We start from the raw sequence: 26,532 nt of genomic DNA, 5'->3' as shown, positions 1-26,532 counted from the left end.
AGACCATTTATCTATACCAATGAATAATCTTTATAAAGAAATTCCTAATGAGTAAAGCGAATACCTGTAAATTTTTAGTGATGCTTTTCTTTTTTTCACTTGGCTCAAATACTCTATGCAGTGCTCCTGTAAAAACAATGTATTTTATAGTCACCAATAATCTACCCAAAGACAAAGCATGCCTTTATGCTCTTCCTGACAAAACATTAAGCGTTTTCTATCCAGGGGGACCTGTAAGTGGTATTGTTGTCCCTTACAAAACTACCTCATCAACACTCAAAGCCATAAGTCAGGGTAATTTTCCAGTTAATTTGCTTGGATTTCAGGAAAATACAGGTATTCCTTGTCCTGACGTTTATGCCATGTATCCTAATTATGGTGCCTGCCAGCCTGATAGCCATACCAACGGTCATGACAACTCCTGTCTTAATGTAATCGTTGATACGAATTGTAAAGTGACACTTCACCACAGTTGCCTGAATCCCGGGTATGAATTGCAACAGGGTATCTCAACAGATGGCTCTTACCGATATCAGGTCACTGGAAAGAATGTAGGAAAGGCCAAAGATGGAAGCCCAATCTGCCAGTTGAGCGTAAACTGGTTAAAGGACTGGAATAATCCTCAAAATGCAGCCACTCTAGACAACCATGCCTGCAAATAATGTGCCTTCTGTCATGTCGATATTCCATTTAATCGAAATAAAAAAGATTAAAAAATGCTACGTAAATGGTAGACACTATTGATAGAGCCCCTCAATAGTGCCCTCCTTCTTGGTTATGCGTTATAGTAATTAATTATGACCTTGCAAACGCAAATTCAATAAAGTCACAATCGCCTTTTTCTTGATATTAGGCAAATCCTGAGAGGAAACCAGATTCAAACAGTAGGAAGTAAATGCGTCAATTCGTTCCTGATTACTTTGATTTTGATCTTCTGTTGAAGGATTTTCAGCATTAAATGCCTCATCTAACTCTTCAGCTAATACTTCCAGAGAATCTTCACTTGGCTTCTCTAGCTTATCCAGCCCTTCTTTCATGCTCAAAGCCTTGAGTTGTTGGGAAAGAGCCTCATTCCGGTTGGATTGCAATTGCTGAGCCTTTGCAGTTGCTGACTTTAAATTATTGTTATTTTGCTGATCTTTTTGCCAATCTTCAATTTCGCCCTGAACAGCTAAAACAGTCATCAATACTCTTGAGTCAATGTTTTTTTGGTCTAACAAAGCTCTATTAGTGACATGAATTGTCCAATCATTTTTGAATCTGAAAAATGGACGTGACATGATCGCCATTTCTTGATTCGAGACAGGATCGTAGATATAAAATTTAGTGCCCCAAAAATTCATTTCAGCGCGAGCAAGTTTAGTTGATGAGTCACGTGCTAGAATCTCAAAAGTAGGAAAGAATGTGAATATTTTTTCCTCAACACTGCCTATAAAAATATCGCTCTGATCGTAAATATCCAGGTGAGCTCCAAATGAAAAGAATCGGGCTTTTGCAGTTGCCGTTTTTACATCCGTAGGATCATAAAAATCATAAGTGAGGAGCAAACTAAAAAAACGTCGGTATAAGGTACCTAACTTTTGTGCTTTTGTTTCAATGTCATAACTCTTGGTCAAACTAATCCAATGTTCTCGAACAGAAATTTCATCGGGTATAGTTTGTATGTTACTGGCATTACTCAAATTTATCGTAAAAAAGAAAAACAGCAGACTGATTACTATTCTTTTCATAAATCAATTCCTTAATTAAATATTGCCTTGCTACTCTGGGATTGAGCAAAGCTGCATTAGTTTAAATATCTATACTTAAGGAAACATTAATTAGAGAAAACCTAAGCAATCGATGTAATCGATGCTTAATATTTGCACAGCGCTAATACAAGCTATGTTTGCTAGCTATTTACGAAATGGAATATAATAGAGCCGATAACGGTGAGGTATTTTCACTGAATCTGTTTTTAAATTTATTAAGCGTTAGTTAATTTCCTACATCAATATTACTACTAAACAGGATCATCATTAATTGAACCCTATTTGCTGGACAGAAAGGCAAAGCCTTTTCCGATTATTCCCATTAATCATTAGCATTTCTTTTGCTATGGATGTTTTTGTGCCTGCAATTCCAGTAATGAGTCATTTTTTTAATACTGACAGCACAACCATGCAAGCAAGTCTGTATGTATTTATGCTTACTGTCGCTTTGGCGCAATTAATGATAGGTCCTTTAGCTGATCGTTTCGGACGCAGACGAGTAGCTCTTTTAAGTGCTCTGCTGTTTTTTGCAGGCTCATCACTCTCAGCTTTAGCCGAATCGATTACAGCCTTGCTCATCGCTCGAATAATTCAAGCAGCCGGAGCCTGTGGAACTTACTTGCTGTGCTTTATTATAGTGAGAGACAACTTTTCAACAAATGCATGTGCACGTCTTTTTAGCGTTCTATGTGGAACCAACTCGATGGTAGCAAGCTCTGCTCCAGTAATAGGCGGATTGTTGCTCGATTTAACCCATGATTGGCATAGTGGATTTTACTTTTTAACACTACTTGGGTTCTTGATGAGTACAGTAGTTTTTCGTTATATCCCTGATTACAATTACCCCAAAACAGAAACGCTAAAACTTAGTACTTACTCTGCAATTAAACAGATGTTAGGTAACTCTCTTTTCCGCCAGTACACGCTTATTGCATCTGCCTGCTTGCTAGGATTGTATTTGTTTTGTGCTCTGTCACCAGGAATTCTGATTTCACAACTTCACCTCAATGCGACAGAATATGGTCTATTGTTTGGCCTAAATGCAATGACTATATTTTTTGCTAATATGATTGCTGCACGTTTGACATATTCCCACTCCCTGGAGAGGATCATACGCCTAGGATTAACATTGATGGTAATTTCATGCCTCTTTATGATAGCGTTTAATCGTCATCAGTATGGTGTTTTAAGCTTTATGCTTCCGATGCTTTGTCTAACTATAGGTATAGGCATTAGCATGGGGTCAGCCACAGCGCTTGCATTGAAGGATTTCGCGCAACAGGCAGGTACGGCAACAGCTTTATTAGGCTCTTGTCAGTTTGGTCTAGCCGGCTTGATTGGTATGCTAGTTGCCCAACTAAAACCTGGCCCTTTAAGTTTAGCAATCCCTGTCTTATTTTTCAGTGTATGGGGATTTGTTAAGATTACAAAATTTAGTTTTAGGGCGCTTAGTGACGCTTAAAGGGTTAATAGCTCTTAAGCCCAGTATGAACTGGAATCAAATAAAAATCTTGATTCAGCTTTTTATCTAAAAAGATTGAAGTCAAGACTGTTTTTTTCTTTTTTATTTGATAACATAGCCAGCCCGAGTTCTTTTTTCATCCATGTTTCAGCTTGTGGATAATTTTTTTACCTTTCTATCTATTAACTCCCACACTAACTTAATTTTTTTTTAAAAAATCAGCCCACTCAAGGATTCTGAGGTTTTTTGTCTTATTAAAGTCATTTTGAATTATCCACAAATTCTGTGGATAACCTTGTTAATACTCGGTTTAATTAATTGTTCTATAGGGAATTAAAATACTGTCTAATATTTAACAGCCCTCTTTGGGATCGTCTCATGATTTAGTTTAAAAATATCAAGTAGTCCATACAAGCTGTTATGCTTGCTATAATTAGATTTAACCAATTAGTGAACTCAATGCTATCATCGACTGTGCAGGTGCTGAAGAAATGACCCGCTGGGGATTCGCGCTCTTGTCGACTGGGGGGCATTATTCGTCAGGTGACAGGATTGATATTCCGCTATTTCCTTTTGTTTCCCGCGAATATACGTATCATGGCTCGTTCTGGGGTAATTACAATGATCTAGGCGAAATCATGACACTTGCTTCAAAAGGCAACATTAAACATAAGATCAACATCATTGCATTGAGGAAATCAATGAACACCTTAACCTGTTAAGAGCTGGTGATATTATTGGTCGAGTCGTCATTAAGTTTTGAGTACTAGAAAATTGTTATTAAAGTGATTCATACATAGTCTGTTTAGCCCATCTAAACAGACTATGCATGCTATTAATTACATTCACGTGCTAACCAGCACTCATCATTTGAATTACAAATTTCAACGACTTCACATTGTGGAATATATTGCGGCACATAGACTGGACCCGGGACAGGTACGTTGATGATGACATTAGGTCCTCCCCATCCAGGATACCATCCCCTATCATAATATCCCCCAGGTCCATAAGGACCATAGTAACCAGGCCCATAATATGAAGGATCATGGCCGTGATAATGTCTTAGTCCCCAATTAGCCTGGCAGACTAAACTAAAGCTCAATGCTATCCCAAAGATAAGATAACCCGCTTGACGATATTTATTTTTCATTTTCATCAATTATGATTTAGAAGTGATAAAATTTTAAATGAGGTATTACTTAGATAACAATCCCCGAATGAAAATTATTCAGTAGTAATAAACTTTTGATGTCGGATAAACCTCACAACCCTATGCCTAATTAAATCTCTCTTTTAAATCCAGGTACCCTTATTACCACATCAGACAAAATGTGAAATTTTAGTCAATTTAATCAACTAAAACACCATTACTTAATAGTTTCTTAAGGAAAATTAGCTAAGATGCTCAAAAATATGTTACAAAGGTGTAAATTTATGCAAGAGCGTATAGAAACTACTAAAGATTCAGAGATGAGTAGCCGTGGAATCGCTTATACTATGGCTAATCTTAGCTTTAAAACAGCAGCAATTTCTTTATCTGTTTCAGTATTTACACAACCATTTCAGGCTATCTTAACACAACTGCAACATTCATCGGGGACCTCACCTTTTGCTGGCGGATTTTTTCGAAGCATCTACCGAGGTTTAGGGTCTTCTATTGTAAATCTCTATCGAGGCTTTGGGCCCTATGCTATGGCTGGTCAAAAACGTGGTGCTGTAGCAGTTACTGCAAAACAGACTACCCGCGAAGAAGAAGCCATAGAAAACGAGATATCTATTCACCAACGTTGGATTGGAACTTTTTCTTTCTCCCAGGCGGATCTAGCATTAAGCAATGCATTGAATAGTAAGGCAAAACTGGAAAGTGCTAAAATTGCCACCAAAGAGAACTTCAGATGGTCTATTTTTAATTATTGGAAATTAACTAGCTCAACATGGGGCTCTCGCTCTGTTGCTGGATTTATTAATTTCGCAGCATTAGGTTTTGTCGGCGATTATATCTCTTCATTCTATAAGTTTAACGATGAGTTTTATAACAAATTATTGGGTGGTGCTACTGCTGGTGTAGTAGCAACTTTTTTCACTACTCTTCCCAACTCTTACGCAGATAGAAAGATATTAATGTCAACAATTGAAGAAGGTCGTGTATTGACTGCAAGCCCATTCACCATGTTTAATCAGGCAAAAAATCATGTAAAAAAGGTTGGTTTGCAAGAAGCCCTGACCGCAGTGAGATACAATTTCTTAAAAGAGGTGCTGATAAGAAGTCCTCAGTCTGCCCTCACCTTTAGCATTATTTTTGGTATGGATCATTTATTAGGACTTGAGCCACTAAGAAGATTTTGGCCAGTATCTCAAGAACGTGATTATCCAGAAGAATCTAGTGGTCCTTCACAAGGAATGTAAATTACCGAGACAAGGATTGTCAGGCTCTGACTTTATTGACGAGAAAAATTGTTTTCAATTAAGAAAATAAGTTACATATCCTTAAATATTCCATTAGAATGGGATAGAAATTGTCAATATCAAAATTAGGATAAAATATGTTGTCTTTTTTTGGAAAAGCTGCGCTTAATCATATTAAAACAGCAGCTATAGACACTACTCGAATAACAGCTGGCACGGCAATTGTAGTGGGAAGCTTTCGTCTATATGATAAATTCAACCCATCCATAAAAAATAGCTTTTTTGAAAAATCTTCAAATGATCCTAAAAAAATCGAAAATGATTCTATAGAAAAACTAACCCCCAAATGACCAGGGCTAACTCTAAGACCAGATAAAACCACGCCTGTAAAATTTTAATCAACTTACAAATCATGTACAGTTGTATGCTAACCTCTTACTTCTAATATGCCAGTTGCACGCTATCTTTTTATGAATACAGGAGTGGATCTATTCTCAATAGATTGAATATTAATAATTTTATCTTGCATGGAGTAGCTAAAATAGGCTATCCACAATGCCGTCATTAAAAAACCAAGAATAAAACTGAAAGCTGTACATGCTGATCTTGAGATTGGTAAATAGCCTGTAATCAAGAGAGCAATAACAACCGGCAGAATTAAGCTTATCTGCATTAAAATCGTCTCTGTTTTAGGGGAAAAATTAATGACTATAATCAAAAGGCCAAGATAAAGAAAATACCAAATTAAGTAGGTAGAAAAGCAGATTTTTATGAGTCTAAATAGCGGATCAACTTGACCATCCTTAATATCCCTAGACATCCGACTAACCAACATTGTTAGGGCATAACCTAGCAAGCCCACTATCCCCATTAAATTAAGAAGCATCAGATTATATTGGAGAAATTGTAATCCCATCAAAACAAATACGGCCTCGAAAAACCAAAATAAAACTGAAAAAATAAAGTCATCTTTTCTTTTTTTTGATATTAAATTTAAAAATTTTTCATGAGAAGAAGAACGCCAAGAATTTCGAACATGTTTAAAATCAGGATCTGTGTAAATTAGGCTAGGTATAAAAAAACAACACAACCAGCTTAACGTGTAAAACAATCCAAATCCTAGATTAACTAATAAAGAGCGGTTATAAAGACTTCCAAAAATAAAGAAAGAAAGTATTAAATAAACGAGTCCAAAATGAAGAGTTTGACCTGTTGCCATTTTTTTCAAGTTAATCTCCACCCAATGTAGTAGCTATCTCTTATCCAATCCACACTACTCCAGCAAAGGGGCCTTGTAGAGACAAATCACTCTGTTCAATGTTGTTAGTTCGATTAGCAAACGTTTGATATATATTGAAATATTTAAGCCACATCCATCCTAATTTGAGCTTAACCTCACTATCAGAAATTCTATGCGTATATTGTGCCCCTAGCTTAGCTTCCAGTAACGGAGTTACATCTGTAGATTCACCATAGTGTACAGAACTGAATCTTGGTGAGACATTATGAAATTTGTTTTTTCCAGCTAATAAGGCTCCGGCGCCATTACAGAAAGCAGTAAATCCTTTCTGAAAATCATACATCATATCGGCACCTAGTCTTGGGCCAATGATATTTGCCTTAGTTTGTATATCAAATTGAGCAATGCCATTACTATCGATATAGAGAGGATTTTTGATTTGAGCATATTGCCCCCCGCCATGAAAACGGATAGCCGCACTTTCACCATAATGTACGAGTTGTCCAATCTCGATATTCACTGCATCAATTTGAGGAGTGGTATGATTAATAAATACTTGATTATTTTCACCTATTTGCTCAGTAGCAACCCTATTTTTATAATGCAACCAATTTACTTTCAAATCCTTACCAGTGCTGAAATGATAAGACCCTTCAATACGAAATCCCCATCCATATTCTTTACCTATTTGACTATGTTTAAAGGTATTAGTAGCTACTTGCTGTGGAGCCAGATAAGTTAAAAAACCGTTATAGTAGGGCTCAAGGTACAAAGCTTCTATGCCTACATTCCATGCTTTTCTTTCACAGGGTACGGTCGCTGTTTTGGCCTGACAAAGTGTCCCCGTAGTCCCTGAGTAACCTAAACTTGTCATCAAACAAAAAACCAACATAATTCCTTTACTGAACAACTTCATCTTGAAACTCCTTGATGACTTTATAAAAATTCTGATGAACTTTACAATAAAAAATCTGGTATTCCAATAACTTCAAGGAATCAATATCCTAACAAAGTAGCTAAAATTAGTTTGCTCATCTGCTCAAGACAAATTTGCGTACACTCCTGTCATTTATTGAAATATGGGATATTTAATACAAAAAAGGGGAATAATCTGAATCACTAGGATAAATAATCAAGAATTACGCTTGATGCGTTTCGAGCTAAAATCCAGTTACTTACTCTTAACGCCCTATGATTGTGATTTTAATTTTGATTCTGTAACTTTCTAATAAAATCTGTTGCTAATCGCAATCCTTCAGATAATTTATTATGAGCTTCAGGATGCATGTTTTGATCTTGGGCTTCCATTTCATTATGCAAATCTAGAATTAGATCCTTAAGTAAACGGATTTTCTCTTCTTTATCGATGTTACGCTGGTAAATTTCTATAACTTCAGTATCCCTATTCATTAATATCTCATTGAGCCTTACGAATTGATACTTAAAGTATAGTTCAACGAATGCTTTGGAATATCGATAAAGCTACTCTAATTCGTCTACAAGACTTGTTCAAAGATGAGTAATGTCAGCGCTGAACAATACTGAGGTTTTTGAGTTTCAATTAAAAGTCCAACCCCCAGTAACATTGGCATAATAGATTGTTTTATTTTGGTTTCCATTCCAATTTTGCTCTATTGGAATAGAAACTCCCACTTGCAGGAATAATTTCTTGGTCGAATACCATAAAGATGGGGTAATAAATATCAAATTACCCCCTGAGTTAGGATCATATCTATCGAAGACTTTATTTTTTTCAAAGTAAGTCCCATCTATCTCCATTAAAGCAGAAAAGATGTATTGATTAGGTTCGCTTTTAATATTCCGACCTACGCCAAATTGGTATAAATACTGCGATCCCAATTTAATATTTGAATGTTTTGTTATCCACATTACTCCAGGAGAAGTAAACCATAGCCAATCCACAGACATATGGTTGTAAGTTCCTCCTAGAAAATAACTCATTGAACCAAAACCAGTTGGTGGATTTTTGGAAAGCGAACCGGTAGGAATCGTCAATGCACTAACAAGAGTCATTTGTTCTGTATACTGCGAATTGGAATTTTCATAAAAGGCATATTCACCTTGAGCACTTATATCAGCCATTCCCGAGGAATGGTAAGCCCCACTTCTATAATCTGCAGCTATAGGAAGCGTTACTAAAATAGAAGACTCATCGGTTAATCCATAAAGGAATACAGCTGGAATTTCTAGAAAACTTTGGTCGGTGTTACGTTGGTAGTTCGGATCAGAGTAAATTTGTATCTGATTTTTATCAATAATATTTTGACCAAATGAAATAAAAGGGCCTGGCTGTTGAGAATCAGGTAAAGCAAAATTGCCTATACTCGGAGGTTGTGCTTCAAGAGGAGCAGCAATTACTACTCCCGACCACATGACAAAAAATAGCGTAACTGTATAGGAAATAAAATTTTTCATGGCTCAATGGCGTTATTTTTGATCAAAAAATTCTTTTGGAAATGATTGCCTTTCTTTAAATAGTATTAAACCTAAGAAACAATCTATATCTTAGCAAGACTAGCCAGGCCTTAAAATCGAAAAATTTTTTTCAACAAACCTTCTTTTTTGGGAATTTCTGGCACTATGCCCATTTTCTCTAATCCTTTTAAAATATTTTCATAAGGACCTTCTTTAGTTTTCCTTTGTGTTTTCATTTGCTGATTAATTTCTTTGACTTCCTTTACTGTTTGCGACATGGGGATAATTTGTGCGCTTTCTCTAATGTCAACTTGACGACCATTTCCCTTTATTTCGTGTTCTTGATGCTTTTGTATTAACTCTCTTTTTTCGGTTGCATTTTTAAAAAATTCCATTTTTTCAGCCAGGATCACCGTTGTTCCGTTTACACAAGCAATTGCGGAGTATCCCTCTGGAAAATCAACACGTTTTACATTTCTTTCTTGCAACTCTACAGACAAACCTCCAGCCAACAGTGGCGCCTTTCCAATACTTCTTGCTATCTTAGGATTTTGCATAACCACAACAAAATCAGCCCCGCCTCCTTCCTCAAGGCTGGTTATAAATTGACCGATCCCATCTGTTCTGTCGACAAAAGCACCATCGGCATGATGCAGAACAAATAGCTGATCATCTTTTCGCTTACCTACGATTGGATTACAAGGCCCAAAACTGGTTGAAAATACATTTTTTCCAGTCCGCGTTCCAGTAATTTGCGCCTCGTTGGCATGTCCACCGTCTAACCGTAAATATCTAATGACTAGTGCTAAAATTGTTGGATCATTTTTAACAGGATCTACTTTGCCATTTTCATCTCGAGTTAATTTGCTAATTTTATCGAGACTATATCCACAAGAGACAGTTACAGGATGAAATGAAGCTCGACCATTTTCAACGAAATAAACACTTCGTTCCTTACCAGTGCCAACTAGAATAACTGCATTCTGTTCTGATTTCTCTATTTCAGCCAACTTTTCTTTTATATTTTCATTATTATCGAACATATAAAGAACATAATCCGGCGTCACTAAACATCGCTCTACGAGTACAACAGGCACGAATACTACCGTCGCCGCTTGCGTCACAGATAACGGCTTATTGTCCTTATCATGACTAATTACTTGGCCCTCCTCAGCACCACTAAGAACTATTAAAGAAGGGAGCTCTTGTATAGTTGGCATAAAAGAACCTTTTAGAACAAATTGGTTATTAAATTATATATTAATATATAATTTAGCCAATACGTTTTAAAATGTACAACTTAACTTATTAGCAGTCTTTTCTTTAATAAATAGCTTTTTAGCAGGAATTACAGCGAGATAGCTCATTTTTAGGATGAGTTAACCTTCAGATATTTAAATTTTTGTGATTCACATGCTATATAAAATATAAGCATCTGAATCTTGTCTGGGAAGTTAATTTATGCAAAATCAAAGTATTACTTCAGATAAATGCATTATTAATTTTTTATGTAAAGCCGAGATTCTAAAGGCATTTGACCCATTGGTATTAACTGATTTAAGCAAACATTTACAGATAAAAAAAATTGATCGTGGTCAGATTCTTATGCAACAAGGTGAAGTTGGCGACTGTTTATATTTTTTGATGCAGGGGCGTTTAAGGGTAATTACTAATTATCAAAAAGAGAATGAATTAATCATCGGAGAAATTGCCCCCGGAGAAACTGTCGGAGAGATGGCATTATTAACACAAGAACCTCGTTTTGCAACGGTGCTTGCTATTCGCGATAGTCTCTTATTACGACTTGACAAAGCTTCATTCGAGAAATTCATTACTCAATACCCTACTTTTTCATTTGCTGTTGCTAAAGGGTGTATTAAGAGACTTTCATTATTAGCAACCAAAGGTTATTCCATAAAAAATAAAGCTGTTAAAACAATTGCTTTTTTGCCATTGCATCATGAGCCCTATGTTGTGAAGCAATGTATTCAATTTGTGACGAGTTTAAAAAAATTTGGCTCTGTATTATGCGTGGAGCGGAATGCAATAGAAAAACTATTAGGCTTGGAGTTACCCAATGACGCGTCGTTACAACAATATGAACTCAATATATTGGCTTGGTTAAACGAACAAGAAACGCATTTTGATTTTATTGTTTACATTGCCGATTCTTATAATTCTGAGTGGAACCAGTTATGTCTAAGTCAGGCTGATCAATTATTTTTGATAGGATTGAAAAAATATTATTGCGAAACAACCCTACCCATTAAACAATTACTCTGTGAAAGCAATAAATATCTACATCGAGTTTCAATCATTTTCTTATACGATGTAAATGACAAACCATCGAATACAAAAACTTGGCTAGATCGAATAAAATTTAATGATTACTACCATGTTAGGTTATTTGATCCCTCTCATATCGATCGTATTGCACGTGTAATTGCTAACCAAAATATTGCCATCATTCTAAGTGGTGGAGCAGCTCGTGGCCTCGCTCATATTGGCTTAATTAAAGCCCTTGAGGAATTAAACATTCCTATCGATTTAATTGGGGGAACAAGTATGGGAGCAATTATTGCTGCAAGTTATGCCGCTGGGATGAATATCCCAGAAATGATAAAAATGGCAGCTACTTTTGCTAAAAAAAACCAACGATTCGACTTTAACTTCCCCTATGTCGCTTTCAAGAAGGGAGCTATCACTAAAAAATTTTTTCAGGAAATGTACGGTGAAAGCGCTATCGAGGACTCCTGGTTGCCTAGTTTTTATATATCTACAAATCTTTTACAAAAAAAGATTGTAGTCCATCAGCAAGGTCCTCTGTGGTCCGCAGTTCTCGCAAGTACCTCACTACCAGTTATTTTCCCCCCCTTAGTTGAAAGTAATGATTTTTTAATTGATGGTGGCGTTATAAATAATCTGCCTGTTGATGTGGTACGTGAAGTATATGATCCAGGTAAAATCATTGCCTCATCGATAATTTCCCAACAAGATCATTTCAAAGGATTACAGAAGCCATTTCCATCTTTTTGGAAATTACTACGCTTGAAATTAATTTCAAGAACTCATCAGCGTTTTAGCTATATTGATGAAGTTATTGTCTCCACTATCCTCTTAAATAGCTCCAAACATCAACGATTAATGGAGAAAATGGCAGATTTTTGCGTTTACCATGAAATGGAAAATTTTGCCTTTATGGATTTTGATCTTTATGAAGAAATCATTGAGCGAGGTTACCAATCCGCCCTATCACAATTGAAATCGTTTAAGCAGGAGACCTCATAAATATCATACTAAGGACAGTGTTTTTTTAATTCTTCGATATTCAATTGCATTTTATAATGAGGGACTGGATGCCAGGAGGCTATAAACTCACCAACAATTTTAAAACCAGCTTTTTTATATACATGCACGGCACGTTGGTTAGAAATTTCTGGATCAATAAGCACTATTTTTGCAGTAGAGAACTGGCTTAAAATAAACTCATGAATCATCTGTACAGATAATCCCTTGCCTATATAATCCAATCTGCAAATAAATAAATCCAGTGTAATTGCACCTTCAGGGTATTCCTCTGATTCCTCTACTTCAGACGTAATTAAATATGCAAATGGGAGTTCATTATCATAGGCTATCCAATGAGTAGCCCACGGCTCTCCATGATTCAAAAACTCATCAATATCCTTAATCGTATTACTTAAACCATCACCATGAAGCCATTCATTAATATGAGGCTGATGAATCCATTCTAAGACAAGTTCACGCTGATGTTTATTCATTGGCTTAAAACAAAAACGAAACTCATAATTTGAAGTAGCTTCTATCATTGAGCAATAATTGAATAATCTAATCTTAATTTTGGATTGTATCACTTATCAAAAATCTATGTATTAATTAATTTTCAAATAAGCCTGATTGTTAATTACTTATCAAACAACGTTTACACTCAATAGTTCATGATTTAAAATTCGCCAAATTGATTAATATTACTTTGAGAAAATTATGTTTGGTGACTTATTCGAAAGTTCAATAGCACTAGGTATTCGGTATTACTCCAATCAAGCTTATGAAGCTGCGATGGGGCTTTTGCGTCAAGTAGAAAGGTTAGGATTTGGCTACACAAGAGAATTTATTCATGATCCTAAATTAATGATCCAAACATTAACCTCTGCAGCGCGAAGCAGAGAAAGCGGTTATAGCGTTGTAAGCTTGGGATATCTAGGTGGAAACTATGCGGTTATTACACCACAATCTCAATCACAACTTGTTGAATTACTTAATCAATTTGACAAAGAAACGTCTGGCCGAAAAGGACACGCCTCTTTTAAATTTTTTTCTGGTAACGAATTTTTCATTATTTCGGATACAGGTCATGCTGCGCTGTCATCAAGAAAAAATCTGTCTCGTTTCCTTACACCGTCAAGACTTGCCAATCCCACAATTACAGAAATAGAGAACAGTTTAAATTCAGATACTAATGTCCAAATTCGACGTACTATCTGCGGTATTGTTCGAGCTGTTATGGTAGAAAATATGTTAGGCATCAAACAATTACCAAATAATACTTATGATGTGATGGATGCTTATAGAAATGATGTAAAGCGTTGGGGTGCTTTCCCTTTCCCGGAATTACTTAATTTTATGCCAAGTCTAAGACAAAAAAGACAGGCATATAAAACCTTTTCAAAAGGTATTTTAGAGCAAGAATTTGAAAAACTGGTTCAAGTCCTTCAAACAAATGAAAATCCCGGAAATGTTAATTTAATTGCGGCTTCTGTAGTTAGTATATTTAAGGACGAAAACCCAGACCTTACAGATGAAGCACTGTCAGCTGCTTTAAAATCGTTATCTAAAACAGAGATTAGAAGATATTTTGAAAATCCCATTGTACAATCGCTTCCAATGATACTAAAAGCTGCAGACAATCTAACCGATGCGATTACACTATGCCTCATACAAATCGCATCCGATCCCAAAAAACTTGAAATCCTTCGGGATGAAATTGATAAATCTGACTTAGTCATAAGCGAAGGCTTAGATATAAGAGCCCTTAAGTCTTTACCTATATTAGATGCATTTTATAAGGAATCAGTGCGGTTTGACGCACCAATTGCGGTACCCAGATATACCCAAGTGGGATATTCATCAGGCTCAATGAATATCCCGGCCAATACTATGGTTATCTTTGATTTGCATCCTCTAGCTAAGGGTAAACAATATTGGACTAACCCTGAAGAGTTTGACCCCACACGTTTTTTACAACCCCAACCAGAGGAGCTAGCTAAAGAGGAGAACACAAATTTAAAAATTAATACTCAGACCATAGGTCAATTTCCATTTGTTCCCTTTTCAGTAGGTCAACGAAATTGTCCTGCATTTGCAGTCACAGAAATTTTATTTAAAATAGCTATCGCTAAATTTGTTGCGAATTACGAACTTGAATTTGTTAAAAAAGATGATGACGATTCAATTCTGCATATTACTCCCAGGAATAACTCACTTAACCAATTACACTAATTAAATTTTAAATTGTCCTACAGTTCATGACTAAACATAGTTGCCTAGAGAATAACTGGGCAACTCGACATGATAAGTTGAAATTTCACCAAATGAAGTTTCATCAGTGTTTCCTAATGGTTGCATTTCTCCATTTAACATTACCCCACACTGTAAGGGCTTTGTGCAGGCATGAATAATCATCGTTTTAGGTAAATAAGTTTTATTATCCTTCTCTTCATCTTCCTTTATTTCCAATAAATTAATCGCATCTGAAACAACAATATTGATTTCTGCATCTTTTTGGAGAATGAATCCTTGCGCCACATCATTGCAGATGTATAACGCCACTTCTTTGTCCATGCATTGAAAAGATGGCGTCTTTATTCCTGGGATAAAAACGGTTCCCTCTTTTGTATCGGTTACACTATCAATTTTTCTTAAAGAATATTTTTTGCCTTCATTCATAGCTATTATGACATTACGCCTATAGGAAGTTTCTCCTGTCGTGTTAACATCCCCCACTTCTTTTTCTAGCATCTGCCTCATAACTTCTCGGTTATCCCCATGATAAAGGTGTAAATGCTCATCTCGAAATGCTTCCCATTTTGACTTTACATGGCTTCGTTTATCATCCGTAAAGGATTTTTGATAAAGCCCTGTTCCAGGGACGATTAATAATCCATCCATAGAGCATTCATTTTTTATGAAAGTTTCGATTTGTTTAATCTGACTCTTGGTTAATGGCTCAACTTCGAAGTCTTCGTTGATTTGGTTCAATGCATATTCCGGCATAACAAAAATACCAGATAATTTTCCCTCATTTTCTGAGACCAACGTATTAAATTCATTGTTATTTTTGAATTGACCATCGATGATTTCTTTTAGTTTGTTAAGCTTTCCTTCTAATGGCATTGAATACCAATCTTCGTAATGGCGTCCTGCTGAAAAAATTACAACTTTCATGATCAACATCCTTTTTTCTAAAAGCTTTAGAAATCACTCACTGCTTGATAAGTATAGCAAGTGGTTTATTAGTCTAATCTAAGCCCCAGCTTATGTTGATGAGTCCCTTATAGCGATATTGGTTTTAACCCCTTGAATTTCTTGATGGTGTTCAGTATTGTTTTGACAAAGCATTGCTTCCTGTTGCTGCAAACAGCAATGCTTAAATTTTTTATTCACATATTCGATTATCCTTAACAAAAATTTTCATATGGACCTTAATAAGCAGACCTACTCAACCGGAACTTTATGGGAAGAAATAGCAGGGTTTTCACGCGCATTACGAGTGGGAAATCATATTTATGTTGCAGGAACAACAGCAACAGGACCAAATGGTATAATTGGTAAAAATGAGCCTAAAAAACAAATGGATTTTATTTTAGATAGGATTGAGCAATCAATTATTGCTCTAGGCGGTACGTTAAACAACGTGGTACGTACAAGAATTTACATCAATAACATTAACGATTGGGAAATTGTTGCTAAGGTTCACGGGGATAAATTTAAGTTCATCAGACCTGTAAATACCTTAGTGCAAGCTAAGCTTTTAGGAGAGTGTTTAGTAGAAGTCGAAGCAGAGGCGATTATACAATAATTACCCGCCATATTTGCAAACTCTATTCGAGCTTCGTTTAATTCTCAGTCGCGAGCTTATTTTCTTCCAATATTAATTGGCTAAAATTATTGATTATCTTATCAGCATTTTGAAGTTGATTCTTTGTATAGCTGGTTAGTAGAGCAACAACATACATGCCGGCAGCTTTCGCAGCCTCTACCCCATGGGGTGTGTCCTCTATGACTAAACATTGATTAGGCAAAACATTTAGTCGCTGTGCTGTTAGTAAATAACCGTCAGGTGATGGTTTACCCCTTTGTACATCTTCTGCAGTTACAATCGTATCAAAATAGGCTTGTAATCTACCTTGCTTTAATTTTGCAAGCACGACCCCTATTTCATTTCGAGTGGAACCGGAGCAAATCGCAATTTTTGGAATTTTTTTAGAAATATTCACGATGCATTGATCAACAGAATCAATCATAGGTAAATCATCACATTGTTTAATTATTTCCTGATACCGCACAGTTTTTTCACGAATTAAATCCTTAATTTTATCCAATGAAAAACTACATCCCCTTTCAGAAAAAAATTTGGGAAACATTTCTTTATCAGAGAAACCAAGATATTTTTCTACATATTCATCATAACTTAGCGCCAATCCAAGTTTTTTAAAAACATAAGAACAGGCTTTAAAATGAAGTGGCTCACTGTCTAGAATCACCCCATCAAAATCAAAAATGACTGCTTGAAACATAAATTCCTTAAGAGCTTTCGTAACCTTTTGCAAAAAGTCTACACAAGTTTAGCCACAAGCGGCCATAAATTCTTTCAGCCGACCACTAAGCTTTCCATGTCGTTGAAATGACATAAACCGTGCTTTGTCACAGGCAAGCATTAATCTGTGTTGAGCCAATGATTCATAAATAAACCATAATAGCTCTGCCATTGCAAAAGCATCTAATAAATGGCTTTCAGACTCGAAAGTCAAATAATTTTTAAAACAAGTATGTTTAAGCTGCAGATATGAACCATCTTCATCCGTCAATGCATGATGGAATTTTGCTTGCCGTAAACATCCTACCAATGAGAAAAAGGGATGAGCGATCACTATTTCACCTAGATCAATGTTCCTAATTTCTTGCGTCATATTGTTGATAAGTAGGTTATTATCATGAAAATCACATTGAACAAGTGTTTCTTTAATAGCGTAGTTGGATAATTTTTTACATAGATAGGAAACTTTTGGAAGCAGAGCCTCTAACTCGCTCACTTCTATTTCTAACAGTCCGTCTGCTATTAATATGTCTTTTTGTAAAAGCAATTGTTTATATAAATTTGGTAATTTATCTAATCGCCAATCAGGAACACCAATATCAAGAAAAATATTGACATGGTCTGCAACGGCTACCTGCATCGATGTGAACTGATATATTGCTTTGCAAAACAAAGCTGCCTGAAATTGTTTTTTCAAAAGTCCTCTTAATGGCCTGCCCGCGTCTTTCATTAAAAAACAATGTAATTCAATATTATGAGCAATGACTTTTGGAACAGAAGCATGAAATTGGTCATGCAGAATTTGAGTAATGATAGGCTCTAATGCAAGCTTCTCTGGCGTGTACTTCAAATAAATATAACCATCGGACGTTTCAAAGCGCACCACATAAGACCAAGGTGTATCCTGCACATTTTCTGGAGAGTTGCTTTTTAGGGTATACCCTTGAGACAAAAGGTATTTGCAACCCCATTGGATAATTTCTTTATTCAGATTGTCATTTTCTGTTGCAGGTTCAGCTATCACAATTCAATTCTCTATCATAAGTGTCTGTAATCCAATTAATGAATAATCTCATTATTTATTAATCACGATATAGCATAATTATGATTAATAAAAGACGTTTTAGTAATCAGCACGTTTAGCCTTGATGCAGCGAAGCGTTATCAAAGACAACAAGCTACATACTCACTCCCTACCAAATAATTATGAACAAATTTTAAAATACATTGAATTCAATGCATGGTACTTTATAGGAGAAATTTTGCTCCAGAAGGTACTTATGAACTCCCACGATACTATTCACATTGATATTCCGCTTGTATATCAGCTTATCAGTAACCAATTTCCAGAGTGGGCAAATCTAACGATTAAACCGGTCGAATTTAGTGGATGGGACAATAGAACCTTTCATCTAGGTGAACACATGACGGTACGTTTACCCTCCAATGCAGAGTATTCAGGACAAGTAGAAAAGGAGCAACATTGGTTACCTAAATTAGCACCTTTTCTACCATTATTAATCCCTACCCCGTTAGCAATGGGCAAGCCCAGTAAAGAGTATCCATGGCATTGGTCTGTTTATAAATGGCTTGAGGGGAATACAGCATCAATAGATCGCATAAAAGATTTAAGTCAGTTTGCTACTACATTAGCTGAATTTTTAATAGCCTTACAGCAATGCGATGCCACGGGTGGACCACTAGCAGGAGAGCACAATTTTTATCGTGGAGGAGACCTTGCAGTCTATGAGGAAGAGACTCTAGAAGCAATCAGAGTGCTTGGTAATAAGATTAATACTAAGTCCGCAACAGCAATATGGAATGCCGCACGTGCCTCCACTTGGCAAAATCCTCCTGTGTGGATTCATGGCGACATCGCAACAGGAAACTTATTAGTAAACGATGGCCAGCTAAGTGCGGTGATTGATTTCGGACAACTAGGTATTGGAGATCCAGCCTGCGATTTAGCAATTGCCTGGACATTTTTTAAAGGAAAAAGCCGGGAAACATTTCGACAAACGCTAAAATTTGATCCTGCTACATGGGCACGTGCTCGCGGTTGGACACTCTGGAAAGCATTAATCGTCTGTGCAGGTTTATCGGGTACTAATCCTGACGAAGTAGAACGTTCAAGGCAGATTATTAATGAAGTGGTTAATGACTATATAACTTCAACTTAATAAGGCGCACTGCAGGTCGAGCCCTGGTCCAATATCCATTATTTGTGCAATTATTTCCACAATCAATCTGTGATAGCTTGTAACTTGTAAATTATGAGCTGCTTTGTTGGGCCAAGGCCCAACCTACACTTGCTGAGTACTATTTACACTATTATAAAATGTCCTTAAGCAGCCTGCTATTGAGCCTTTATGTTCTTGCTGCACTGACTTGGCCTTATTTTGAGTAGCGCGATACATTTGCTCATATGTCAATGCTGCATAAATTCCATTTAGCTGAATTGCTATATTGAGTAAACGAATCAAAATATCGGCATTATAAAGTTCAAGCCAGGGAGTGATACATTGTAACTTTAATTCATCAAGCTCTGTCGGCGTGATTTTATTGAAATAAGTAATATTCCACAAACAACCACTTAGTGACAAAAAAGGATGGGTAAGCACTACCTCACCCCAATCAATAATATTGATAGCCCCTGTTTTTGGGTCAAATAACATATTGTTTTCATGAAAATCACAATGATTTATTGTTTCAGGAACTTTGTATTCTGATAAATTAGAGCACAATTTGGCACATACTGGATATAGTTGATGTAACTGGACTATTTCTTTTTTTGATAAACCGTCATCGATTAATAACTGCTCTTGTTCTAAAAGCTGATAATAAAGTGAAGCAAATTGATTAAGACGCCAATCAAGAATGCCAATATTAAGTAATTGCTGCGTTTTATTCTCTAAACAACGTTGAATTTTTGTGTAATTTATAATTCCTTGCTTGAGCAAATCGAGATCATCAATTTGTCCTTTGAAAAGAGAGCGTAATGAAAAGTCGCCACAAGAGGTCATGATAAAGCAATTTAGATTATTATTTTTATTTACAAGCTTAGGAGTATTGTGGCAACCCTGCTCGTGAAGGAAGGCTAGCATCAGAGGTTCTAAAAACAATGCTTCTGGCACTTGTTTTAAGTAAAAAATGTTTCCGCTCGATGTTTCGATTTTATGGACTTCAGAATAAGAGGTTTGAATGATTCTTTTTTGATTAAGAATAGAAATCCCATTAGTGGTTAAATAATTTATAGCCCATTCTAGTGATTGGCTAAATTGATGGGTGTTCATATTATTGATTCCTCTTTTAATTTCGCTAAAAATTCTTATTAATACCATAGATGCCCATTTTTAAGTGATTTATACCCAAATCTTACGTCAAAACAGCAGGCATAGGCCCAACATTCATTCCTCGTGCAATCAATCTGCAGCATTCGTAAATCATGAAACAGTTTGTTCGGCCAAGGCCCAACCCACTTTTGCTAGAGGACTGTTACCAAGGTTGTTATGATTCTGAGGTTAATTTTGCCAGAGAGATATGCTCATCAAATGCTAGATAGTTTGATCTGCTTTTGATTTCGAGGCTTTTGTTAGGGATCTTTTTATCAGTGATTATTATTCAGTAGATTTAAGCGGCTTAGTATATATATTTATTTGCCTACAAGCATATTCTGATATATGAGAGTACTCTTTCTCAGACAAACTTATGGCTTTTATCAATATAACCTGAAATCCATGCATCAACTGACCATGTAGCTCCACCTCTAATCAACAAGTAAATAGAAGCAAAAAGCATACACATATCTGTACGGATTTCATGCATCATGCTCCAAAAACCGTATCTTGTGAATTTGGCGACATGAAACAACCACCAGTCGTGTCCTAGCAGAATAGGTTTTTAGTGGAGATAATGGGCAACTATCATGATAATAATTAGAGGAATAGCGACAAGTCGAGTGAATAAACCCAATAGAATTAACAAACCGCAAGTTATTTCTGTTATCCCCACAAAAGGCCCCATAATATCGGGGTAGAGAATTCCAATCGGGGTAAATCGTCCACTACCCAATATAGCCGAGAATATCAATTTTTGCATTCACTCTGGAAGAAATACAAAGCTCACTAAAACTCTAATTAAAATGGTTGCTGGAGAATCTTTTTATCAAATTCCCATATAATTTTTGCAATCCCATTTCTACATTATTGTGAAAAACAACTACAATCCTTTTAAAATAATCATTAGCATGAAGCCACATCGCTTTCTATCACCGCCTCATGTAATACGTAATGCCATTTTTATTACTGGATTTGATCATTTTCCAATTTACTAACCATAATGGATATTATTTACGTTGCAAAAAAATAAATAAAGCATCGTTTATTTCCTGCTTTAATCATCCTTAGCGACTGCATTTTTTCTATTTATGGGATATTCCCGATTTTCTCTAATAAACGGTATCCATAACATCCCTAATAAGTTTATGCAGTACTTACATTCACGAATTGCTTTGATCCCTATCGTCATTTTTTCGTGACCTAAACGAGGTTGATCTGTATATGTTCCAAAAACTCGATCCCAAATAGAAAAATTAAAACCAAAATTACTGTTTGTCTCGTTAGGAATGTCAGAGTGATGAATACGATGCATATCTGGGGTTACCACTATCCATCGGATGATTTTATCCAAGACAAAAGGTATGCGTATATTACCATGATTAAACATGCTGGAAGCATTTAATAACACTTCAAAAATCAAAACACCCAATGCTGGTGCACCCAGTAAAATAATGACGCAAAATTTAATAAACAAAGATAATATAATCTCAATGGGATGGAATCGAATACCAGTCGTTACATCAAAATCCAAATCGACATGATGCATTCTATGAACACGCCAAAATAGAGGAATCGCATGAAACATCACATGTTGTAAATAAATCGCAAAATCCAAAATGATGACCGAGAAAATGACCGTCAGCCAATAATTTAAATGTAACATATGGTTAAATAAACCCATGTTATTTTGTTGGGCATAGATTGCTACCCCAACAGCGGCCGCCGGGAACAATAGTCGAGTGACAGCAGAGTCAATGACAACAATGGATAAATTACTTATCCAACGTTTGGTTTTTGAAACTGATAATTGTCTCTTAGGCGCGAATAGTTCCCAAATAAACATGAGAAGCAATATACCAAAGAAAAAACCAAGTCGAACTACCACTTCATTTTGTTGTAACATAGGATTTATCCCTATATTTATGGCAATTATTAAAAAACAACCATTCTATCCACCAATCAGTTAGCTCATTCATCGAATTTTATGAACAGTAAGCCAAATCAGTGTGAAAGCTTGCCAGCTCAGCTTGCACACGGCGTAAATGGCGAAACCCGAGTTGGTATGGAGGAGAGTTTCTGTGCAAGCTCATCATTTAATGATATGTTTATTATAAACTTTTTTTAAGATTTAATTATTTTAAACGAGCATCACCACAATAGTGGGTAAGCTCCTAGTGGTGAAACCATTGATTAAGCAAAAGTATAGAAATGACCAACGAGCAATATCAGAAATTTTTTTAATTTTTCTTAAACTAGGATGTATTAGCTTTGGTGGTCCCATAGCACATCTTGGTTATTTCCGTGATGAGTTTGTCAACCGATTGAAATGGCTGAGCGATCATGCTTATGCTGATTTGTTAGAGACATTAAGAAAACAATTTTCAGAAGCCAATATTTCAACCCATAGCGATGGTGAAACAACTTGTTGCTACGCCAAATCAGAGAAATCATGGGTTAATGACCCGAATGGAATTGCATGGGAAGCCTATCATACTATGGAAGATGCCCAATTTTTTTCTGGTGGAAAAGCAACAGAAAGTTCTTGTTGCATACCAGAAAAAAGCGCAGTAACCTCCTGCTGTGATATAAAAACAACTGGATGTTGTGGCTGATGGATACCAAACCGATAAGATTATTATTTCTTTGTACTGGTAATTCCTGTTGGTCTATCATGGCTGAAGCTATACTAATCATTACTCCAATGGACGCTATCTAGCCTTTAGTGTAGGTAGCACCCCAACTGGAGGACACACACATCCCAAAGTGATTGAAACACTTGCTAGCCAATCTATATAAGCGAAATGAAGGAGCTTAAAAATGGAAAAAAGTTTCTAAGTAAAAATAAGAGTGTAGGAAGTTTAGACGCTGATATTCTAAAATATCAACATACAATATGTCACGATTTGTAATCCTCTAAAACTCAAAAACATGATAAAGCCTGGGAAAATTTCTCCCAAAAATTAAAATCGTTAATTCCCATTAACTCATTAAAAAATCAATACATTAGACTCAATAAAATTTTTCCCTACAACACTTCTTACGAAATGCGAAATGTACACTTGTTTTTTATAAAATTATTCGGGTGCCAAATAATAGAAAGTGAATTTAAACTAAAAAACAAAATACCAATTGACATAAAAACCCTTTTCTAAAGCTATTCTTAACCAGAGAATTCATCCCAATATCTACTTATCTTTTAAATATCAAAAACAAACTAACACAATCGCCGAGAATTGTGATGCTCATGTATTAATTAACAAAGCAAGTAATGAGGCTACCTTAGCAACTTGGCTTTATTGTACCGGTAATTTAGTTGTTAATATTATGTGTGCTTTGCCTGATGAAAAAAGAGAAGGATTAAAATCAGCATGGCATCCTAGACTTAGCTACAAGCGTTTTTACTTTGAGAAATTTTCATGATCAGTTTTGTTGCTCTTTCTTGCCACTGCAGTGCCACTCAACCACGCTTTTATTTCAAAAATTCTCTTTAACCCATTGATTCCACAATGCCGTTGCGCGGAATCGAACCGCGGACCTATTTGATTACGAATCGAGCCATATACTTTCTTCATAGGAATTCATCGTTATTCATCATAATTCATTTATATAAATTATAAGCCATATCCATTATGGATTTTATTAAAAATATTGCTTTATCAGACTTCATCATTCGTCACCAATTGCCAGGATCTTAGAGGAACGTTTGCGGGAACGTTTTCTAAATAGAACTATATTCCTCAAACTGGTTCTTATCATTAGTCAGTAATTGCATTAACTTAGGATGTACAAATAATTTTTCTTTACCTTTAGAAATTTCACGAAGAACACCAATTTCAGCTAGTTTCTTTAAGTAGGTAGACGCGGTTTGACGATGCGCTATCCCTGTCTCAATAAGATTTTGAATGCGACAATAAGGCTGTTCAAAAATAAGGCTAATTAATTCATAACTATAGATACGGGGTAACTGTTGGCGAACAAAACTTGCTGTATGCTCTATAAGTTGCTTAATGGTGTTTATTTTATGGTAAGTTAGCTGAGCTGTTTTAGTAACTGCCTCTAGTATATAAAGAATCCATTCCTGCCATTCATTTCTTTTTGTTACAGCATCGAGGCACCGATAGTACTCCTTTTTATGTCTGACGATATAATGACTAAGGTATAGAATAGGCAGTGAAAGCAATCCTTTTTCTATTAAAAAGAGAATGTTTATTATTCGCCCTGTTCGCCCATTTCCATCTACAAACGGGTGAATTGCTTCAAATTGGTAATGAGCTACTGCCATACGTATGAGAGGATCCGTATCATCTTCGCTATGAATAAATTGCTCCCAGTTTGAAAGTAGATTACGAATAACCGTTTCTCCAACAGGTGGTGTATAAACTATTTCGCCACTGCTTGAATTAGTAATTGTAGTTCCCGGTATACGTCTTATATTCATTTCTGTATTTTTGATGGTAGAACATACCGCGATAACAGTTGCAACGCTTAGTGGGCGCTCTTTTAATTTTATAAATCCTTGATAGAGAGCCGTACGATACCGTAACGCTTCTTTTGTAGCAGAATCAGCATGAGTATCTTCTTGAGCAAATTGAAATAATCTGTCAGTTGTAGTAACAATATTTTCAATTTCTGAGCTATCTTTTGCCTCTAATAAGGGTAATGCATTAATTAATAAGCCCTGGTTAGGCAGTAATTCACCCGCTTGTTTAAGCTCTGCTAAAGCTGTTCTAGCAGGGATACAAGCTTTTAATATTTGAATATTTTCAATTTCTGTTTTTGGTGGCAGATAAGGCAAATCATTATAAGGTTGACTAGGATTGCAGCTCATGCTTAAAAAACCGTGAATTTTCGACATATTTTGAGTATATGTTTATACCATCGACATATCTAGATTTTATGTCGATACAATGGATTTTTTTCGACATATCCTACAAAGCCACCTGTTTTTGTTAGCAGTTTGATCAATAAAAAAATCAATATGAAATAAATTAAACCTTAAGTAAAAAATAAAAGTTTTTGTGGGATTCCTATTAAGTTAAACCAAATATCATCCATAAAGAAAACATAACAACCTAATTGACCAAATAATTCATAAATGATTATGACATGAATAAAAAAACCGACGACCTTAATTCTCCAAAAAGCGACCCCAAGGAAGAAAAAAGAAAAATTATTAGAGCTGAAATTAACCTCAATACTTTCACAAGTTCAGCAATAGCTATAAACCAGCTTAACGGTGATGATTTAGATGAAGTTACAATTATGCGCGAAATGGCTGATAGTGCTCGCTTAGTAAAAACTAATAATCTAGGTGAAATCGAAGGAATGCTTATGACTCAAGCTAAAACTCTAGAATATTTCTTCTACAAGAACTTGAGAGAGTTACGCAATCTCAGAATGATAAATCAGATACAAGCCATAGCAGACCTCGCTTTAAGTGCACAGAATCAATCCAGAAAAACCTTAATAGCTTTAGCAGAGTTAAAACATCCTCGACGTACAACCTTTATTAAGCAGCAGAATAATGCAGTTAATCAACAGGTAAACAATGAGATTCCCGCTTTTTTAGCCACAAAAAAAGAAGAAAAAGAAATAAAATCTACAAACGAACTATTGGAGATGAAAAAACATGAGCAATGGATGGACACAACAACGCAGGGAACGCCAATCAAAATTGATTCATCAATGGAAACCATGGAATCAGTCAACTGGCGCAACAATCCCTGAAGGAAAAGAAAAAAGTAAGATGAATGCCTATAAACATGGCTGTCGTAGAGCTGAATAAGGGAAATGGAAAAATTTCTTGCTGAAATAAAGAAAGAGCTAACAAGATTGTACATTTAACATATAATCACGGCTGCATTTAGACAGCCGTGATTTAATGGATTAAACACCCATATTTCTCATTAATTCAAAATAATAAGGCGCAGTAGTCCTTCGATGAAAATCTTTGGAATTATCTTTAATTCCTTTCGGTAGTGTTTAAATAACTGTGTCATCTCTTTTAACTTGTTATAATTTCAACACTTAAAAGAGGTGCCCATGAGTAAGAATAAAAA

Annotated in this window: 27 protein-coding genes and 1 pseudogene; 12 read left to right on the top strand and 16 right to left on the bottom strand. The window is 35.7% G+C overall.

The window, feature by feature from the left end:
- The first annotated feature begins 47 nt into the window (after positions 1-47).
- Complete coding sequence (locus Lbru_RS08110) at positions 48-662, top strand: hypothetical protein (RefSeq protein ID WP_058441692.1); 615 nt, start codon at positions 48-50, stop codon at positions 660-662.
- Positions 663-791: 129 nt separating this feature from the next.
- Here Lbru_RS08110 and Lbru_RS08105 read toward each other — a convergent pair whose 3' ends face one another.
- On the bottom strand, positions 792-1,730 hold the full coding sequence (locus tag Lbru_RS08105) for an LURP-one-related/scramblase family protein (RefSeq protein ID WP_058441691.1): 939 nt from the start codon (positions 1,728-1,730) through the stop codon (positions 792-794).
- A 292-nt stretch (positions 1,731-2,022) separates the two neighbouring features.
- On the opposite strand from Lbru_RS08105, the gene Lbru_RS08100 reads away from it, so the two are divergent.
- Both Lbru_RS08100 and Lbru_RS17170 read left to right on the top strand, forming a co-directional pair.
- Positions 2,023-3,213 carry a multidrug effflux MFS transporter gene (locus tag Lbru_RS08100; RefSeq protein WP_058441690.1) on the top strand — a complete coding sequence of 397 codons (1,191 nt, stop codon included), beginning with the start codon at positions 2,023-2,025 and terminating at the stop codon, positions 3,211-3,213.
- 491 nt (positions 3,214-3,704) lie between these two features.
- Positions 3,705-3,935 carry a hypothetical protein gene (locus Lbru_RS17170; protein WP_131793589.1) on the top strand — a complete coding sequence of 77 codons (231 nt, stop codon included), beginning with the start codon at positions 3,705-3,707 and terminating at the stop codon, positions 3,933-3,935.
- Between the two features lie 113 nt (positions 3,936-4,048).
- Here Lbru_RS17170 and Lbru_RS08095 read toward each other — a convergent pair whose 3' ends face one another.
- Positions 4,049-4,366 carry a hypothetical protein gene (locus tag Lbru_RS08095; protein WP_058441689.1) on the bottom strand — a complete coding sequence of 106 codons (318 nt, stop codon included), beginning with the start codon at positions 4,364-4,366 and terminating at the stop codon, positions 4,049-4,051.
- 284 nt (positions 4,367-4,650) lie between these two features.
- Here Lbru_RS08095 and Lbru_RS08090 point away from each other — a divergent pair, with 284 nt between their 5' ends.
- Positions 4,651-5,622 (top strand): hypothetical protein, encoded by a 972-nt coding sequence (locus tag Lbru_RS08090; RefSeq protein ID WP_058441732.1) that lies wholly within the window; start codon positions 4,651-4,653, stop codon positions 5,620-5,622.
- 137 nt (positions 5,623-5,759) lie between these two features.
- Positions 5,760-5,972 (top strand): hypothetical protein, encoded by a 213-nt coding sequence (locus Lbru_RS08085; RefSeq protein WP_058441688.1) that lies wholly within the window; start codon positions 5,760-5,762, stop codon positions 5,970-5,972.
- A 110-nt stretch (positions 5,973-6,082) separates the two neighbouring features.
- Here the strand turns inward: Lbru_RS08085 and Lbru_RS08080 are convergent, their stop codons facing one another.
- The 5 genes from Lbru_RS08080 to Lbru_RS08060 form a co-directional block, all read right to left on the bottom strand.
- The gene (locus Lbru_RS08080) at positions 6,083-6,850 is read right to left on the bottom strand and encodes a hypothetical protein (protein WP_058441687.1); all 768 of its coding nucleotides are present in this window, start codon (positions 6,848-6,850) and stop codon (positions 6,083-6,085) included.
- Positions 6,851-6,881: 31 nt separating this feature from the next.
- Entirely contained in the window at positions 6,882-7,778 is an 897-nt protein-coding gene (locus Lbru_RS08075) for an Lpg1974 family pore-forming outer membrane protein (RefSeq protein WP_058441686.1), read from the bottom strand.
- Between the two features lie 287 nt (positions 7,779-8,065).
- Complete coding sequence (locus Lbru_RS08070; protein WP_058441685.1) at positions 8,066-8,272, bottom strand: hypothetical protein; 207 nt, start codon at positions 8,270-8,272, stop codon at positions 8,066-8,068.
- A 147-nt stretch (positions 8,273-8,419) separates the two neighbouring features.
- Complete coding sequence (locus tag Lbru_RS08065; RefSeq protein WP_238583852.1) at positions 8,420-9,298, bottom strand: hypothetical protein; 879 nt, start codon at positions 9,296-9,298, stop codon at positions 8,420-8,422.
- A gap of 110 nt (positions 9,299-9,408) precedes the next feature.
- On the bottom strand, positions 9,409-10,518 hold the full coding sequence (locus Lbru_RS08060) for a hypothetical protein (protein ID WP_058441684.1): 1,110 nt from the start codon (positions 10,516-10,518) through the stop codon (positions 9,409-9,411).
- Between the two features lie 241 nt (positions 10,519-10,759).
- Between Lbru_RS08060 and Lbru_RS08055 the strand changes: the two genes are divergently transcribed.
- The gene (locus Lbru_RS08055) at positions 10,760-12,586 is read left to right on the top strand and encodes a patatin-like phospholipase family protein (protein ID WP_058441683.1); all 1,827 of its coding nucleotides are present in this window, start codon (positions 10,760-10,762) and stop codon (positions 12,584-12,586) included.
- A gap of 8 nt (positions 12,587-12,594) precedes the next feature.
- Here the strand turns inward: Lbru_RS08055 and Lbru_RS08050 are convergent, their stop codons facing one another.
- Positions 12,595-13,128 (bottom strand): GNAT family N-acetyltransferase, encoded by a 534-nt coding sequence (locus tag Lbru_RS08050; protein WP_058441682.1) that lies wholly within the window; start codon positions 13,126-13,128, stop codon positions 12,595-12,597.
- Between the two features lie 175 nt (positions 13,129-13,303).
- Here Lbru_RS08050 and Lbru_RS08045 point away from each other — a divergent pair, with 175 nt between their 5' ends.
- Complete coding sequence (locus Lbru_RS08045) at positions 13,304-14,818, top strand: cytochrome P450 (protein ID WP_058441681.1); 1,515 nt, start codon at positions 13,304-13,306, stop codon at positions 14,816-14,818.
- Between the two features lie 30 nt (positions 14,819-14,848).
- Here the strand turns inward: Lbru_RS08045 and Lbru_RS08040 are convergent, their stop codons facing one another.
- Both Lbru_RS08040 and Lbru_RS17920 read right to left on the bottom strand, forming a co-directional pair.
- Complete coding sequence (locus Lbru_RS08040) at positions 14,849-15,763, bottom strand: hypothetical protein (protein WP_058441680.1); 915 nt, start codon at positions 15,761-15,763, stop codon at positions 14,849-14,851.
- A 90-nt stretch (positions 15,764-15,853) separates the two neighbouring features.
- Positions 15,854-15,982, bottom strand: a complete 129-nt coding sequence (locus tag Lbru_RS17920; protein ID WP_274519601.1) for a hypothetical protein — start codon at positions 15,980-15,982, stop codon at positions 15,854-15,856.
- A gap of 31 nt (positions 15,983-16,013) precedes the next feature.
- Here Lbru_RS17920 and Lbru_RS08035 point away from each other — a divergent pair, with 31 nt between their 5' ends.
- Positions 16,014-16,397: a RidA family protein gene (locus tag Lbru_RS08035; RefSeq protein ID WP_058441679.1), complete on the top strand. Its 384-nt coding sequence runs from the start codon at positions 16,014-16,016 to the stop codon at positions 16,395-16,397.
- Between the two features lie 37 nt (positions 16,398-16,434).
- On the opposite strand, the gene Lbru_RS08030 is transcribed toward Lbru_RS08035, so the two are convergent.
- Both Lbru_RS08030 and Lbru_RS08025 read right to left on the bottom strand, forming a co-directional pair.
- Positions 16,435-17,115 carry an HAD family hydrolase gene (locus tag Lbru_RS08030; protein WP_058441678.1) on the bottom strand — a complete coding sequence of 227 codons (681 nt, stop codon included), beginning with the start codon at positions 17,113-17,115 and terminating at the stop codon, positions 16,435-16,437.
- A gap of 48 nt (positions 17,116-17,163) precedes the next feature.
- The gene (locus Lbru_RS08025; protein ID WP_238583851.1) at positions 17,164-18,159 is read right to left on the bottom strand and encodes an aminoglycoside phosphotransferase family protein; all 996 of its coding nucleotides are present in this window, start codon (positions 18,157-18,159) and stop codon (positions 17,164-17,166) included.
- A gap of 256 nt (positions 18,160-18,415) precedes the next feature.
- Between Lbru_RS08025 and Lbru_RS08020 the strand changes: the two genes are divergently transcribed.
- Complete coding sequence (locus Lbru_RS08020; protein WP_058441677.1) at positions 18,416-19,315, top strand: aminoglycoside phosphotransferase family protein; 900 nt, start codon at positions 18,416-18,418, stop codon at positions 19,313-19,315.
- Between the two features lie 123 nt (positions 19,316-19,438).
- On the opposite strand, the gene Lbru_RS08015 is transcribed toward Lbru_RS08020, so the two are convergent.
- The gene (locus tag Lbru_RS08015) at positions 19,439-20,428 is read right to left on the bottom strand and encodes a phosphotransferase family protein (protein ID WP_058441676.1); all 990 of its coding nucleotides are present in this window, start codon (positions 20,426-20,428) and stop codon (positions 19,439-19,441) included.
- A gap of 188 nt (positions 20,429-20,616) precedes the next feature.
- Here Lbru_RS08015 and Lbru_RS17775 point away from each other — a divergent pair.
- A pseudogene (locus Lbru_RS17775) lies at positions 20,617-20,819 on the top strand (hypothetical protein); the annotation flags it as partial.
- Between the two features lie 216 nt (positions 20,820-21,035).
- On the opposite strand, the gene Lbru_RS18070 reads toward Lbru_RS17775, so the two are convergent.
- Together Lbru_RS18070 and Lbru_RS08010 are read right to left on the bottom strand one after the other, a co-directional pair.
- Positions 21,036-21,233, bottom strand: a complete 198-nt coding sequence (locus Lbru_RS18070) for a DoxX family protein (protein WP_202967545.1) — start codon at positions 21,231-21,233, stop codon at positions 21,036-21,038.
- Between the two features lie 294 nt (positions 21,234-21,527).
- Positions 21,528-22,376, bottom strand: coding sequence for a sterol desaturase family protein (locus Lbru_RS08010; RefSeq protein WP_058441675.1), 849 nt, complete (start codon positions 22,374-22,376; stop codon positions 21,528-21,530).
- 283 nt (positions 22,377-22,659) lie between these two features.
- Here Lbru_RS08010 and Lbru_RS18125 point away from each other — a divergent pair, with 283 nt between their 5' ends.
- Entirely contained in the window at positions 22,660-23,085 is a 426-nt protein-coding gene (locus Lbru_RS18125) for a chromate transporter (protein ID WP_131793588.1), read from the top strand.
- A 1,106-nt stretch (positions 23,086-24,191) separates the two neighbouring features.
- On the opposite strand, the gene fic is transcribed toward Lbru_RS18125, so the two are convergent.
- Positions 24,192-25,301 (bottom strand): protein adenylyltransferase Fic, encoded by a 1,110-nt coding sequence (gene fic / locus Lbru_RS08000; protein ID WP_058441729.1) that lies wholly within the window; start codon positions 25,299-25,301, stop codon positions 24,192-24,194.
- 278 nt (positions 25,302-25,579) lie between these two features.
- Here fic and Lbru_RS07995 point away from each other — a divergent pair, with 278 nt between their 5' ends.
- A complete protein-coding gene (locus Lbru_RS07995; RefSeq protein WP_058441674.1) occupies positions 25,580-26,200 on the top strand; it encodes a hypothetical protein in 621 nt (206 codons plus the stop codon).
- Positions 26,201-26,532: the final 332 nt, after the last annotated feature.

Origin of the sequence: Legionella brunensis (genome assembly GCF_001467025.1) — a bacterium.
In the GTDB taxonomy this organism is placed as follows: Bacteria; Pseudomonadota; Gammaproteobacteria; order Legionellales; family Legionellaceae; genus Tatlockia; species Tatlockia brunensis.
The sequence above is the reverse complement of the archived record's forward strand: the minus strand, read 5'-3'. Positions and strand labels throughout refer to the sequence as shown.

Excerpts from the sequence above, each read along its gene's own strand:
- Lbru_RS08105 (WP_058441691.1), bottom strand. The coding sequence starts at position 1,730 with ATGAAAAGAATAGTAATCAGTCTGCTGTTTTTCTTTTTTACGATAAAT.
- Lbru_RS08050 (WP_058441682.1), bottom strand. The coding sequence starts at position 13,128 with ATGATAGAAGCTACTTCAAATTATGAGTTTCGTTTTTGTTTTAAGCCA.
- Lbru_RS18070 (WP_202967545.1), bottom strand. The coding sequence starts at position 21,233 with ATGCAAAAATTGATATTCTCGGCTATATTGGGTAGTGGACGATTTACC.
- Lbru_RS08015 (WP_058441676.1), bottom strand. The coding sequence starts at position 20,428 with ATGAACACCCATCAATTTAGCCAATCACTAGAATGGGCTATAAATTAT.
- Lbru_RS08040 (WP_058441680.1), bottom strand. The coding sequence starts at position 15,763 with ATGAAAGTTGTAATTTTTTCAGCAGGACGCCATTACGAAGATTGGTAT.
- Lbru_RS08010 (WP_058441675.1), bottom strand. The coding sequence starts at position 22,376 with ATGTTACAACAAAATGAAGTGGTAGTTCGACTTGGTTTTTTCTTTGGT.
- Lbru_RS08055 (WP_058441683.1), top strand. The coding sequence starts at position 10,760 with ATGCAAAATCAAAGTATTACTTCAGATAAATGCATTATTAATTTTTTA.
- Lbru_RS08045 (WP_058441681.1), top strand. The coding sequence starts at position 13,304 with ATGTTTGGTGACTTATTCGAAAGTTCAATAGCACTAGGTATTCGGTAT.
- Lbru_RS08090 (WP_058441732.1), top strand. The coding sequence starts at position 4,651 with ATGCAAGAGCGTATAGAAACTACTAAAGATTCAGAGATGAGTAGCCGT.
- Lbru_RS07995 (WP_058441674.1), top strand. The coding sequence starts at position 25,580 with ATGAATAAAAAAACCGACGACCTTAATTCTCCAAAAAGCGACCCCAAG.
- Lbru_RS08070 (WP_058441685.1), bottom strand. The coding sequence starts at position 8,272 with ATGAATAGGGATACTGAAGTTATAGAAATTTACCAGCGTAACATCGAT.
- Lbru_RS08020 (WP_058441677.1), top strand. The coding sequence starts at position 18,416 with ATGAACTCCCACGATACTATTCACATTGATATTCCGCTTGTATATCAG.
- Lbru_RS08035 (WP_058441679.1), top strand. The coding sequence starts at position 16,014 with ATGGACCTTAATAAGCAGACCTACTCAACCGGAACTTTATGGGAAGAA.
- Lbru_RS08085 (WP_058441688.1), top strand. The coding sequence starts at position 5,760 with ATGTTGTCTTTTTTTGGAAAAGCTGCGCTTAATCATATTAAAACAGCA.
- Lbru_RS08065 (WP_238583852.1), bottom strand. The coding sequence starts at position 9,298 with ATGAAAAATTTTATTTCCTATACAGTTACGCTATTTTTTGTCATGTGG.
- Lbru_RS08060 (WP_058441684.1), bottom strand. The coding sequence starts at position 10,518 with ATGCCAACTATACAAGAGCTCCCTTCTTTAATAGTTCTTAGTGGTGCT.
- Lbru_RS08075 (WP_058441686.1), bottom strand. The coding sequence starts at position 7,778 with ATGAAGTTGTTCAGTAAAGGAATTATGTTGGTTTTTTGTTTGATGACA.
- Lbru_RS08095 (WP_058441689.1), bottom strand. The coding sequence starts at position 4,366 with ATGAAAAATAAATATCGTCAAGCGGGTTATCTTATCTTTGGGATAGCA.
- fic (WP_058441729.1), bottom strand. The coding sequence starts at position 25,301 with ATGAGCTGCAATCCTAGTCAACCTTATAATGATTTGCCTTATCTGCCA.
- Lbru_RS08030 (WP_058441678.1), bottom strand. The coding sequence starts at position 17,115 with ATGTTTCAAGCAGTCATTTTTGATTTTGATGGGGTGATTCTAGACAGT.
- Lbru_RS17170 (WP_131793589.1), top strand. The coding sequence starts at position 3,705 with ATGACCCGCTGGGGATTCGCGCTCTTGTCGACTGGGGGGCATTATTCG.
- Lbru_RS08110 (WP_058441692.1), top strand. The coding sequence starts at position 48 with ATGAGTAAAGCGAATACCTGTAAATTTTTAGTGATGCTTTTCTTTTTT.